Source organism: Nocardia sp. NPDC023733 (assembly GCF_040639775.1).
Classification (GTDB): domain Bacteria; phylum Actinomycetota; class Actinomycetes; order Mycobacteriales; family Mycobacteriaceae; genus Nocardia; species Nocardia rosealba.
Genome location: NZ_JBFAAN010000002.1, coordinates 195,669 through 208,236 on the forward strand (window position 1 = coordinate 195,669; position 12,568 = coordinate 208,236).

11 protein-coding genes are annotated in these 12,568 nt (G+C 68.8%); 8 read left to right on the plus strand and 3 right to left on the minus strand.

All coding sequences use genetic code 11. The features are described 5' to 3' along the window. Positions 1-221 precede the first annotated feature (221 nt). The 4 genes from AB0F86_RS12300 (at position 222) to AB0F86_RS12315 (ending at position 6,430) form a co-directional block, all read left to right on the plus strand. Positions 222-2,369, plus strand: a complete 2,148-nt coding sequence (locus AB0F86_RS12300; protein WP_356985851.1) for an Rv1355c family protein — start codon at positions 222-224, stop codon at positions 2,367-2,369. Between the two features lie 68 nt (positions 2,370-2,437). Further along, complete coding sequence (locus tag AB0F86_RS12305; protein ID WP_067485939.1) at positions 2,438-4,255, plus strand: EAL domain-containing protein; 1,818 nt, start codon at positions 2,438-2,440, stop codon at positions 4,253-4,255. Continuing rightward, the gene (locus AB0F86_RS12310; RefSeq protein ID WP_356985850.1) at positions 4,256-5,224 is read left to right on the plus strand and encodes a GAF domain-containing protein; all 969 of its coding nucleotides are present in this window, start codon (positions 4,256-4,258) and stop codon (positions 5,222-5,224) included. Between the two features lie 78 nt (positions 5,225-5,302). Beyond that, positions 5,303-6,430: a glycosyltransferase gene (locus AB0F86_RS12315; protein WP_356985849.1), complete on the plus strand. Its 1,128-nt coding sequence runs from the start codon at positions 5,303-5,305 to the stop codon at positions 6,428-6,430. Between the two features lie 12 nt (positions 6,431-6,442). Here the strand turns inward: AB0F86_RS12315 and rsmI are convergent, their stop codons facing one another. Then, a complete protein-coding gene (rsmI, locus tag AB0F86_RS12320) occupies positions 6,443-7,270 on the minus strand; it encodes a 16S rRNA (cytidine(1402)-2'-O)-methyltransferase (protein WP_356985848.1) in 828 nt (275 codons plus the stop codon). Positions 7,271-7,419: 149 nt separating this feature from the next. Here rsmI and AB0F86_RS12325 point away from each other — a divergent pair, with 149 nt between their 5' ends. Beyond that, positions 7,420-9,015, plus strand: coding sequence for a phospholipid carrier-dependent glycosyltransferase (locus tag AB0F86_RS12325; RefSeq protein ID WP_356985847.1), 1,596 nt, complete (start codon positions 7,420-7,422; stop codon positions 9,013-9,015). Positions 9,016-9,021: 6 nt separating this feature from the next. Here the strand turns inward: AB0F86_RS12325 and AB0F86_RS12330 are convergent, their stop codons facing one another. Then, on the minus strand, positions 9,022-9,378 hold the full coding sequence (locus AB0F86_RS12330; protein WP_181696698.1) for a GntR family transcriptional regulator: 357 nt from the start codon (positions 9,376-9,378) through the stop codon (positions 9,022-9,024). After that, entirely contained in the window at positions 9,378-10,613 is a 1,236-nt protein-coding gene (arcA, locus tag AB0F86_RS12335; RefSeq protein WP_356985846.1) for an arginine deiminase, read from the minus strand. Before arcA ends, AB0F86_RS12330 begins: the two co-directional genes overlap by 1 nt. Positions 10,614-10,734: 121 nt before the next feature. Here arcA and soxR point away from each other — a divergent pair, with 121 nt between their 5' ends. Genes soxR through AB0F86_RS12350 form a run of 3 tightly spaced genes read left to right on the plus strand, consistent with a single transcriptional unit; the run spans position 10,735 to position 12,561 of the window. Continuing rightward, positions 10,735-11,220 carry a redox-sensitive transcriptional activator SoxR gene (soxR, locus tag AB0F86_RS12340; RefSeq protein ID WP_067485487.1) on the plus strand — a complete coding sequence of 162 codons (486 nt, stop codon included), beginning with the start codon at positions 10,735-10,737 and terminating at the stop codon, positions 11,218-11,220. Positions 11,221-11,253: 33 nt separating this feature from the next. After that, the gene (locus AB0F86_RS12345; RefSeq protein ID WP_356985845.1) at positions 11,254-12,006 is read left to right on the plus strand and encodes an isocitrate lyase/phosphoenolpyruvate mutase family protein; all 753 of its coding nucleotides are present in this window, start codon (positions 11,254-11,256) and stop codon (positions 12,004-12,006) included. A 36-nt stretch (positions 12,007-12,042) separates the two neighbouring features. Then, positions 12,043-12,561 carry a helix-turn-helix domain-containing protein gene (locus AB0F86_RS12350; RefSeq protein WP_225278668.1) on the plus strand — a complete coding sequence of 173 codons (519 nt, stop codon included), beginning with the start codon at positions 12,043-12,045 and terminating at the stop codon, positions 12,559-12,561. The last annotated feature ends 7 nt before the right edge of the window (positions 12,562-12,568 follow it).

Below are 12,568 nucleotides of genomic sequence, written 5' to 3' on the forward strand. Positions count from 1 at the left end.
AGAAGGTTTCCGGGAAATTAGCCACTTGTCTGGTGGATTCGTTACCGATGACGGATACTGCACCAGTCGGCATCTATGGGACGCCGACCCCTTGCGGGCGTGAAGCATGGAGTAGGAACCCGATGGCTGTCGATGCAGCATGCGGCGAAACGCGGTTGCGGCGGATTCACCGTCACACCGCCGCGGTCGCGACGGCACGTTTTCGTGGGGTCGATCGATAGATGAACGAACCAGCACCACAGACGGCGGACTACCGGCCACGTCTGTTCGATCCGCGCGACCCCATCGACCGGGCAACCTTGCGGCAGCTCGCCGACACCCCTGGCATCCAGACCGTCGACCTGCGCGCCGGGCTGCGCGCCGAACTCGATCAGCTCACCGGCCCACCGCCGGGTCTCGACCCCGGCGAGGAACGGTGGGTGCACTACCCGTGGCGCAACGCGCTGGTCGCCGTCCTCGGGCCCGACGCCTTCGCCGCGATCCGCTCGGACCGCAACCGCAACAAGCTCACCCGAGCCGAGCAGCAGCGGCTGCGGGAACAGCGCGTCGGCGTCGTCGGGCAGAGCGTCGGCCATTCGGTGGCCTACACGCTGGCTCTCGAGGGCACCTGTGGGCTGCTGCGCCTGGCCGACTTCGACACCATCGAGCTGTCGAACCTCAACCGGGTGCCGGGCGGGCTGTTCGACGTCGGCGTGAACAAAGCGGTGGTCACCGCCCGCCGCATCGCCGAACTCGACCCCTACCTGCCGGTGGAGATCTGGCAGACCGGTGTGCTCACCGAGACCGCCGACGAATTCCTCGACGGACTCTCCCTCGTCGTCGAGGAATGCGATTCGCTCGACATCAAATTCGCGGTCCGCGAAGCCGCCCGCCGCAGGCGCATCCCGCTGCTGATGGACACCAACGACCGCGGCCTGTTCGACGTGGAGCGCTACGACCTCGAACCCGACCGGGAACCCTTCCACGGTCTGCTCGGCGCGACCACCGGCGCTCAACTCGCCGGTCTCGACACCAGGTCCAAGGCGCCACACGTGCTGCGCATCCTCGACCCGGCCCAGCTGTCCGCACGCATGGCCGCCAGCCTGGCCGAGGTCGGCGAAACCATCACCACCTGGCCGCAATTGGGTGGTGAGGTGCAGCTGGGTGCCGCGATCGTCAGTGCGGCGGTCCGCCGGATCGGACTCGGGGCGAAGCTGTCGTCGGGACGAACCCGCATCGACCTCGAGGCCGCCCTGGATTCGCTCGCCGAACCGTGCTGCCTCGACGACGACGCCGACGACCACGCCACCGAACTCGACGACGAGCAACCACCCGCCGACGCCATCGGCGCCATCCTCGCCTGCGCGCAGCGCGCGCCGTCGGGCGGCAATGTGCAGCCGTGGACCCTGCGTGGCGACGACGAGCTCATCGAGATCGCCCTCGATCCGACAGACGCGACGGCGATGGATGTCGACCTGCGCGGCAGCGCGGTCGCCGTCGGTGCCGCGTTGTACAACGCCACGGCGGCGGCCGCGGCACACGGTTTGCTCAGCGACACGCAACTGCTCGTCGACGAGCCGTCGGCACCCCTGATCGCCCGCCTGCGACTGCGTGCAGGCACCGACGCCGAGCTCGCCGCCGACTACCCGCTCGCCTGTGCACGCCACACCAACCGGCGCCTCGGCAACGCCGCCGACCTCCCGGATTCGGTGCTGCCCGCCCTCGCGCAAGCAGCGGGCGACCAGGCGATCGTGCACGCGGTCACCGGGCGCGAACGCCTCGCCGAGGCGGCGGAGCTGCTCGGTGCCAGCGACCGCGTCCGCTATCTCACCCCGCAGCTGCACCAGCAGCTCTACGCCGAATTGCGCTGGCCGGGCGAGGATATCCGCACCGGCATCGATGTGCGGACCCTCGACCCGGCGCCGGACGAACTCGCGAAACTCCAGGTCGGCAGCCGCAGCGATGTGATGGACCGGTTGCGTGAGTGGTCGGCGGGTACCGCGCTGGGCGAATTCACGGTCGATCGGGTGCTGTCGAGTTCCGCGCTCGTCGCCGTCGGGTTCCGGAAACCCGGCGGCGGCGCACCGGATCTGGCGGACTACGCACGGGCCGGTGCCGCGGTCGAAAAGGTCTGGTTGCGGGCGCAACTGCTGGGGCTGGCGGTGCAGCCGGTGTCTCCGGTGTTCCTGTACGCGAACCGGCCCGAGGATTTGCGCCGCGTTTCTCCCGAGTTCACAGATACACTTGCCAGCATTCAGAGGCGTTTCCTGGACATCATGGAAATGTCTGAGGATGAGAACGTGGCATTGGTTCTTCGTCTGAGCTACGCCGCCGCTGCGAGCGTTCGCAGTCGACGGTTGCCGGTGCCTGGCAGTAGGAACGACGGATAGCGCGGATCGGAGACAGCGTGCATCGGCAATCGCTCGACTCACTGGTGACCGAGGTCGCCTCCGAGTTGATGGGTGTCGACGCCACGACCATGGTGGCGGCGAGCGAGCGAGTGCTCGCCGCACTCGTCGAACATTTCGACGTCGATTTCAGCTATCTGCGCCATACCGACCGCACCCGCCGCGCCACCGTGCTCGTCGCCGAATGGCCGCAGCGCGCGGATACGCCGGTGCCCGACCCGTTACGGGTGGTGGAGTTCGACAAGGCCGACTCGGTATTCCGCGCTCTCGAATTCGCCACCGAACCGCTGATCGTTCGGCCCGGTAACGATAGTGAGGACTACCAGGAAACGATCCGCAAGTCCTCCGGCATTCCGCAGGTCGCCATGGCCTGTGTGCCGCTGGTTTCGCGGGGAGAGTCCACCGGTGTGCTCGGCTTCGTGAAGATGGGCGACCGCACCTGGACCAAGCGTGAACTCAATGTCCTCAAGGCGATCGCCGCCCTGTTCGCGCAACTGCAGGCGCGCGTGGTCGCCGAGGAGAAGCTGCGCTATATCGCCCTGCACGACGATCTCACCGGGCTGGCCAACCGCCGCGCCCTGCTCGAATACATGGAGCGCAGGCTCGCCCCCGAAAACCCCGGTCCCGTCGCCACCTTCTTTCTCGATCTCGACCGGCTCAAGGCACTCAACGATTTCCTCGGCCACAGCGCGGGCGACAATTTCATCCGCACCCTCGCCCGCAGGCTGAAACAGAACCTCGGGCCCGACGACATGATCGCCCGCCTCGGTGGCGACGAATTCGTGATCGTGCCCGCCGAGCCGATGGACGCGGTCGCCGCCGAACTCGAGGCCGCGCGCATTCAGCAACTCATCGGGCGCCGCGTGTCGGTGGGCCAGGAGTCGGTGAGCCGTGGTGTGAGTGTCGGTGTGGCACTGGGCATTCCGGGCGAGACCTCGGTGTCGGACGTCTTGCGCCGAGCCGATCACGCCCTCCTGTCCGCCAAATCCGGTGGCGGCAACGGCGTCGCGGTGTTCACCGACGCCATGCGCGCGCAGTTCGAACTCCAGGACGACGTGGAGCTTAACCTGCGCAGCGCGGTCTCCGACGGGTCGCTGATCCTGCACTACCAGCCCGAGGTCGACCTGCGTACCGGCCGGATCGTCGCGCTCGAGGCGCTGGTGCGCTGGCAGCATCCCACCCGTGGCCTGTTACCGCCCGGTGCGTTCGTGTCGGTGGCCGAGGCGACCAACCTGGCGGGCGAGCTCGGTCGCTGGGTGATCCGCTCGGCCTGCTCCCAATTCGCCGACTGGCGGCGGCGTGGCTTGGCGGCCAATGTCGTCATCCGGATCAATGTGTCGCCGGTGCAGCTGGTGAGCGCCGACTTCGTCGAGCGGATCGAGGACATCCTTCGCCTGTTCGAGATAGACGGCAGCTCGGTGTGCCTCGAAATCACCGAACATGTCGTCGTACAGGACCTGGTGCGCACCCGGGTGACCCTGCGCGGGCTCAAGCGGATGGGCGTGCAGATCGCCATCGACGACTTCGGCACCGGCTACAGCTCGCTGTCGCATCTCAAGGCCTTGCCGGTGGACGCGGTGAAGATCGACCGGGGTTTCGTGCAGCGCCTCGGCGACAGCAACGACGACCTCGCGATCGTGAAATCCATTATCGGCCTGGCCGGTTCGTTCGGGCTCGGCGTGGTCGGCGAGGGTGTGGAGACGCCGATGGCGGCCCGAACCCTTGTGGGTCTCGGCTGCTACCGCGCCCAGGGATTCCTGATCGCACGCCCGATGCCCGCCGAGGAGGTCGAGGTTCAGCTTCGAGAGGGGCGCATTCCGCTCGATCTCGATCTGCCACGTGCCGGACGCGGCGTGGCGCCCAGCTGAATGACCGCCGACGGGTGGTTACTGGTCGAGACCCTCACCGAGGATCTCGAACCGGCTCTTGTCGCCGACGACACGCGGATCAGGGAATGGATCGCCCCCCGACGCTGGTCACGCGCGATCGGTCCCGCCAAGGCGAAACTGCTGCTCGACGCGGTGCGCGGCCGGGAATCCGCACGTCTCGGCGACACCGTCGTTGTCGTCGAACCGGTGCGATGCGCACTGGGCGGGACACACGGCGTTCAGGTCTGGATCGGGCAGGCCGACGCGCCCGTGCCGCCACGCCGTCACGTCGCCGCCTGGGATTGGGATGCCCGCACCGAACTCGCCCATCACGGGCCGGGTCTGGAGGAACTGATCTTCGCGAGCGAGCCCGGGGCCGTGCGGGTGGTGCGCACACCGCCCGAGGCGTTCGGGCGCATGGTCCGTTTCGACGGCCGGGTCGACTATTTCGCGATGGCGAGCACCCTCGAGCCCGGCGGGCGCTGGCAGGGAGCGGTCGACGTGCTCGGCGACGACGAACAGGTCCGCCGCTTCCAGATGGTTGCGCGGGCCCGGCCGGAGCTGCGCCGGGTGAGCGGATTGATGCACGCCGTCCCCGAACTCGGCGGCGAGACGGTCGACCTCGAGGTCGCGATGCTGCGCGCCGTGTCCAAGGGAGTGGATGTCGGCGCCGGGCTGATCCTGCTCGCCAGCGGCGTCATCTACGAATGGGTGGCTGATCCACCGCCACCGCTGGATCGCTGGGCCGTCGAACGACCGACCATCGACCCCGCCGATCTGACCGCGTTGCGTGCCGCCTGCGCGGAGCTGGTGAACGCTCCGGAAACGCCGCGGCGGCTCACGCTGCGGGTGCGCTTCGCCGAGGGCGAGTGGATCCGCGCGCACGCCGAGCTGGCGACGGTCACCACCGCCGCGACCGGGCACGGATTGCTCCGGGTCCGGCCCGCGGTCGACGGCGAATCGGGTTAAGCGGCTCTTTCACGGGTGTTCACGTGCCATTCCACGGGCAGGAGCCGCGAGTAACCCGGACGGCTGGACCATCGGCATGTGCGCATCGTGCAGCTAGCGAACTTCTACGGCCCACGATCCGGTGGGTTGCGCACCGCGCTGCACCACCTGGGGGAAGGGTATGTGGCCGCCGGGCACGAAGTGGTGCTGATCGTGCCGGGTCCGCGCCGCAGCGAGGAAGTGCTGTCGACGGGTGCTTTGCGAATCACCTTGCCCGCGTTCGGTATTCCGTTCACCGGCGGATACCGCGCGGCCGACCCGCGGGCGGTGGCCGACGTACTCGCCGGGCTGCGCCCCGATGTGCTCGAGGTGTCGGACCGGCTCACGCTGCGTGGTTTCGGGCGCTGGGCCGGGCGGCGCGGCGTGACCAGCGTGATGATCTCGCACGAACGGCTCGACCGGCTGCTCGGTCAGGTGCTCCCCGGGCCCGCCGCCCGGCGCTGCGCCGACGTGGCCAACCGGCGCACCGCCGACGACTACGACATGGTCGTGTGCACCACCGATTTCGCCCGCGAGGAGTTCCTGCGGATCGGTGCCCCCAATGTCGAACTGGTCCCGCTCGGTGTCGACCTCGACCTGTTCAGCCCGCGCAGGCGCGACCGGCGGCTCCGTGCCGACCTCGGCGTGGACGGCTATCCACTGCTCGTGCACTGCGGCCGGTTGTCGGTGGAGAAACGGGTGGACCGCAGCATCGAGGCGATCGGCGCCCTGCACCGTGCGGGCATGCCGACCCGCCTGGTCGTCGCGGGCGACGGCCCCCGCCGCGAATCCCTCGAACGCCGCGCCCGCACCCTGCCGCCCTTACCCGGCGGCGAACCAGCCGTGCACTTCACCGGTTTCATCAGCGACCGCACCGAGGTGGCGACCCTGCTCGCCACCGCCGACGTCTCCCTGGCTCCCGGCCCCCACGAAACCTTCGGCCTCGCCGCCCTGGAAGCCCTGGCCGCGGGCACCCCCGTGGTGGCCAGCCGCTCCTCGGCCCTGGCCGACATCATCACCGCCGAATGCGGCGCCGTAGCCGCCGACCGCCCCCGAGCCTTCGCCCGAGCCGTCACCGACGTCCTCGCCATGCCGACCACCGACCGCCGCCAGGCCGCCCGCCACCGCGCCGAACAATTCACCTGGCCCCGGGCGGTGGCAGGCATGCTCGCGGTCCTGAACCGCTGACCGCGTTCGTCCTCACTCGGCGGAGCGGGCGGCGAGTACGGCGTCGTAGAGTTCGCGACGGGAGGCGCCTCGGCCTGCCGATACCTCCGCGCAGGCGTCTTTGAGGCGCATACCGCTCGCGACGAGGGTTTCGACTTCGTCGACGAGTTGGGTCGGTTCGGCCGAAACCGGTTGGGCGCCTTCGAGAACCACGGTGATTTCGCCGCGCGCGCCGTCGACCGCCCATTCGGCGAGTTCGCCGAGGGTGCCGCGGACGACCTCTTCGTAGGTTTTGGTGAGTTCGCGGCAGACGGCGGCGCGGCGGTCGGGGCCGAGGACGGTGACGGCGTCGGCGAGGCAGTCGGCGAGGCGGTGCGGCGCTTCGAAGAAGACGCAGGCGCGTTGCTCGGAAGCCAAGGTGCGCAACCACTCCCGGCGCTGGCCGCCTTTGCGCGGCGCGAAACCGTCGAAGCAGAAACGCTCGACCGGCAGGCCCGACAGGGCGAGCGCGGTGGTGACGGCCGACGGGCCGGGCAGGCAGGTGACGGGCAGGTCGCGTGCCACGGCGGCGGCCACCAGCCGATAACCGGGGTCGCTCACCGACGGCATGCCCGCGTCGGTCACCAGGAGCACGGTGAGCCCGCTCGCGATGTCGTCGAGCAGGGCGGGGATGCGGGCGGTCTCGACATGGTCGTAGAAGCTCACGACGCGCCCGGTGATCTCCACCCCGAGCGCCTTGGCGAGCGATCTGGTGCGGCGGGTGTCCTCGGCGGCGACCACATCGGCCGTGCCGAGCGCGTCGCGCAGACGCTGCGAAGCATCGCCGATATCGCCCATCGGGGTTGCCGCTAGGACCAACACGGTGGGGTTCCGCCTCTCCGGGAGTTCGGCCGCAGGCGTGCGTGCGGCGCGCGGTGCCAGTGGATGGCGCGACGTCCATTCTGTCAGGTGACCCGGTCCCGACCGGTGTCGGCTCGGCCCGAGTCGGTGGCACCGCCTACGATCGGGGCGTGATCCCGGTGACCGAAGCCCGTTCGACGCGCCCGGTGTCGGCCGTGGTGAGCCCGGTGCCGCTGCGACCCGCCCCCGATTTCGGGCCGCTCGACACCGCGCGGGGCTGGGCGGTCACCCTGGTGCTCACGGTGATCGCGGGCATCACCCGCTTCCTGAACCTGAACTATCCGACCGACGCGCGCACACCGGTTTTCGACGAGAAGCACTACGCCCCGCAGGCCTGGCAGATGGTCACCGGCGGCGGAGTCGAGGACAACCCCGCCTACGGCCTGGTCGTGCACCCGCCGGTCGGCAAGCAGTTCATCGCCGTCAGCGAGGCCCTGTTCGGCTACAACGCCTGGGGCTGGCGCGGCACCGCCGCCCTGGCAGGCACCGTGCTGGTGCTGCTGGTGATCCGGATCGTGCGCCGGATGTCGCGCTCCACATTGATCGGCGCGTTCGCGGGCATCCTGCTCATCGCCGACGGCCTCACCTTCGTGTCCTCGCGCATCGGCATGCTCGACATCTTCATGGCGTTGCTGGTCACCGCCGCGTTCGGCTGCCTGATCGTCGATCGAGACGAGGTGCGTGAGCGAATGGCCGCCGCGGATCTGGCCGGTCGCGTCGGGCTCACCGATTGGGGTCCGCGGCTGGGGGTGCGCTGGTGGCGTTTCGGCGCCGGTGTGCTGCTCGGTCTGGCCTGTGGAACCAAATGGTCGGGCATCTACTTCATCATGTTCTTCGGGCTGATGAGCGTGGCGTTCGATGTGAGCGCCCGGCGCGCGTACGGGGTGCGCAGGCCGTGGGTCGGCACGTTGGTGCGCGATGTGGGGCCCGCGTTGTACGCCCTCGTCGTCATTCCGCTCGTGGTGTACCTGTCGTCGTATTGGGCGTGGTTCGCCAGTGAGACCGGCACCTATCGGCACGCGGTCGGCAATCAGGTCGGCACCGGTGGGGCGTTCGCGTTCCTGCCCGACGCCCTGCGCTCGCTCTGGTACTACCAGGGCGAAACCCTGGACTTCCATTCGACTCTCACCAATTCGGCGGGCAATCACCACCCGTGGGAATCCAAGCCGTGGACCTGGCCGATGGGTCTGCGCCCGATGCTCTACTACTACGCCGACGGCACCGTCACCGGATGCGGCGAGGCACAGTGTGTGAAGGCCGTGATGGCCATCGGCACCCCGGCGCTGTGGTGGCTCGCGCTGCCTGCGCTCGGCTGGATGATCTGGCGCAGCGTCACCCGGCGGGACTGGCGGTACGCGGCGGTGCTCGTCGGCTACGGTGCCGGTCTGCTGCCCTGGTTCCTCACCCTCGACCGGCAGATGTACTTCTTCTACGCCGTCGTGCTCGCCCCGTTCCTCGTGATGGGTGTCGCGCTGGTCCTCGGCGACATCCTCGGTTCGTCGCGGCCGGTGGGGATACCACGCAGCCCGACGGGCACCTACCTGCCCGCGCCGGTCGACGAGCGCTACGCCCTCGGGCTGCTGATCGTTTCCATCTACCTGGGCCTGGTGATCGCGAATTTCGTCTGGCTGTGGCCCATTCTCACCGGGATGCCGATCAGCCCCGCCACCTGGCAGGACCATCTCTGGTTACCGAGCTGGCGCTGACCCCTCTCAGCCGAGAGCACGGTGGACGAAGTCGATGGCGTCGCTGTCGGTGAGGCCGAGCCTGCGGATGGTCGTCACATATTCGACGGCGGCGCGGCCGGCGATATCGCGGGTCGGGTCGCCCGACGAGGCGATGAAAGAGCCTTGGCGGCCACGGGTTTCGAGTACACCGTCGGCCTCGAGTTCACGGTAGGCGCGGGCGACGGTGTTGGGTGCGATACCGAGGTCGGCGGCCAGCGCCCGCACGGTGGGGATCTTGGTGCCCGCCGTGAGCGTGCCCGCGCGGACCTGTTCGATCACCGCCATCCGCAACTGTTCGTAGGGCGGCTGGGTGGAATCGGCGGACAGCTCGACGTGGAACATCACACCTCGTCTCGGGACAGCGGGCAGGACATGCATCGGGGGCCGCCGCGCCCGGACCCCAGCTCCGACCCCTGGATGGTGAGCACCTCGATCCCCGCGTCGGTCAGGCGGGAGTTGGTCATCTCGTTGCGTTCGTAGGCCACGACGACTCCGGGGGCGAGCGCGAGGGTGTTGTTGCCGTCGTCCCACTGCTCGCGTTCGGCGGCGGGCCCGTCGCGGCCGGTGTCGATCACCCGCAGGTTCGGGATACCCATCGCGGCGGCAGCGGCGGGCAGGAAGGGTTCGGGGCCGCTGATGCTGATGCGTTCGGTGTCACCACGTCCGGCGAAGCCGTCCTCGCGGCGAATCGTGAACGCCTGCAAGGTTTCCCGTACACCGGGGTACATCACCACCGCATCGGTGTCGACCATGGTGCACACGGTGTCCAGGTGCATGGTCGCGCGGTTCTGGGCGATCGGCACCACCAGCACGGTGTGCGCGAGGTCGTCGTCGAAAAGGCTGCGCGCCAATGCTTCCGCACCCGCGGGGGTGGTTCGCTCACCCACGCCCACCGCGACGACGCCGGGAGCGAGCAACAGCACATCACCGCCTTCGATGGGGGCCGTGTGCGACTCGTAGGCCCGGCGCACGCCGAGGAAACGGGGGTGGAAGGCGTAGACGAGGTCGGTGATGGAGGTTTCGCGACTGCGCGCGGGCAGGGCGAGGGAGGTGATGGCCACCTTGGGACCGACCCAGAACGACGAGTCGCGCGTGAACAGCAGGTTGGGCAGTGGGTCGATGACGAAATCGGCACCGTGATGCATCCGTCGCACCAGCGACGTGGAGTCGGGGCCGAACGGCAGTTCGTCGAAAGTCATTCCGGCCATGAGGATGTCGGCCAGTTCGGGCGCCTCGACCTTGCGGAGTTCGGCGGCGAGCTGGTCGGCGAGATCGTGCCCGAGCCTGCGCGCGTCGACGGCGGCGGAGATGCCCTGGATACGGGCGGCGCCGCTGGTCGCGAGGGTTTCGGTGAGCAGGTCGGCGAGCAGCAGCACCTCCACACCGCGCCCGCGCAGGACGGCGGCGAAGGCGTCGTGTTCCTCCTGGGCGCGTTCCACCCAGGGGATGCCGTCGAAGAGCAGCTGATCGTTGTTGCTCGGGGTGAGCCTGCGCAGCTCATCGCCGGGCCGGTGCAGCAGCACCGTGCGCAATGTGCCGACCTCGGAGGTGACAGCCAGGCGCGAGTCCGTTCCCATGCCGAAACCGTAATGCGAGCGGGGCGCGCCTGCCAGGAGGACCCGCACCGAGTCACCCCGTTTTCGTACACCACACAAGTACCTCAAGTATGGTTGAGGTGAAAGCGGGAGGAGACAGGAAATGACGACGGCCGATTGGCAAACGAAGGAGCTGACCCCCGGGCAGCTTTCCGAGCGTAGTGGAGTTGCAGTGTCCGCGTTGCACTTCTACGAACGCGAAGGTCTCATAACGAGTCGTCGAACCAGTGGCAATCAACGCCGCTACGCACGCGAGACGTTGCGGCGGGTGGCGTTCATCCGCATCTCCCAGCGCGTCGGCATCCCGCTCAGCGATATCCGCTCCGCGCTCGACCGGCTGCCCGAGGGCCGCACACCGACTCGACGCGATTGGGAGGCCGTGTCGACCACCTGGCGTGCGGATCTCGACGAACGAATCACCCAGCTCACGCGCCTGCGCGACAACCTCACCGGTTGCATCGGCTGCGGCTGCCTGTCGCTCGGTTCGTGCAAGCTCGTCAACGAACACGACCGCCTCGGCGCGGAGGGGCCGGGCGCGCGCGTGCTCGATGTGCATCTGAACTGCCCACCCAAAAGTGGCTGCGCCTAGCCACTGCCGCGCGGCTGGGGCATCATCGCGGGTATGACTTCACTCGAGACCCGCGCCAAGTCCCTGCTCGCGCTGCACCGTCCCGGCGACCCGGTGGTTCTGCCCACGGTGTGGGACGCCTGGTCGGCGAATGTCGCTGTGGGTGCGGGATTTTCGGGACTGACCATGGGCAGCCATCCGGTCGCGGACTCGATCGGTCGGCCCGACGGCGAGGGGATGAGCTTCGACGAACTGCTCGCGCGTGTCGCGCAGGTGACCGCCTCGGTGGAGGTGCCGGTGTCGGTCGACATCGAATCCGGGTACGGCCTCGAACCGTTGCAGCTCATCGACGGCCTGCTCGGGGCGGGTGCCGTCGGCCTCAACATCGAGGACACCGTGCACAGCGAGGGTAAGCGGCTGCGCGACGCCCAGGAGCACGCCGACCTGGTGCGCGGCCTGCGCGAGGCCGCCGACGCCACCGGCGTGCACGTGGTCGTCAATGCTCGCACCGACCTGTTCCTGCGCCAGGACGGCGACGAAGCCGACCGCGTCGACCGTGCCATCGCCCGCCTGACCCTCGCCGCCGAAGCTGGTGCCGACGTGCTGTACCCCGTCGGCCGCCACAGCGACGAAACCCTGCGCCGCCTCACCACCGAACTGCCGCGCCCGGTCAACGCGATCGGCCAACCGGGCACTCCCGCCAAGTCCTATTTCGCCGGCCTCGGGGTAGCCCGAATCAGCTTCGGCCCCTTCCTCCAGGCGGCGCTAGCGACTGAAGCGACCCGTCTGCTCGAGACCTGGAAGTAGGTTGCGAATTTTTCGAATTACCGTCATGCTTGGTCTATGACCAGCACGAATCGCGAGATTCTCAGGAACGGCACCGTCCTGCCGCCGGAAGATCTGCGTGAACTGCTGGACCTTTCCAGATTCCTTGAACAGCACACCGAGCCGGCGGCTCTGCTCGGACCCGACGGAGAGCAGATTCCGCTGCCTGCCGAGGTGTACGAGGTCTTGGTCCAAGTGGTCGGCGCCATGCGGAAACGCCGGGCCGTCACCATCGCGCCGGTAGAGCAGCGCCTGACCACCCAGCAGGCCGCGGATCTGCTCGGGATCAGCCGCCCGACGCTGATCAAGTTGCTGGAAGCGGGAAAGCTGCCTTGCGACAAGCCGTCCGGCAGCCGCCACCGGCGACTGCTGCTCAGCGATGTGCTCGAGTACCAGCAAAGGCGGCGAGCCGAACGCAGCGGTGTGCTCGACCAGTTGGTCAGCGACGCCGAGGACGACGGCCTCTACGATCCTCCTCCGGAGGACTATCTCCAAGCGATTCGGGAGGCACGCTCAGCGCGCAGTTCCGAGATCTGATGTCAGG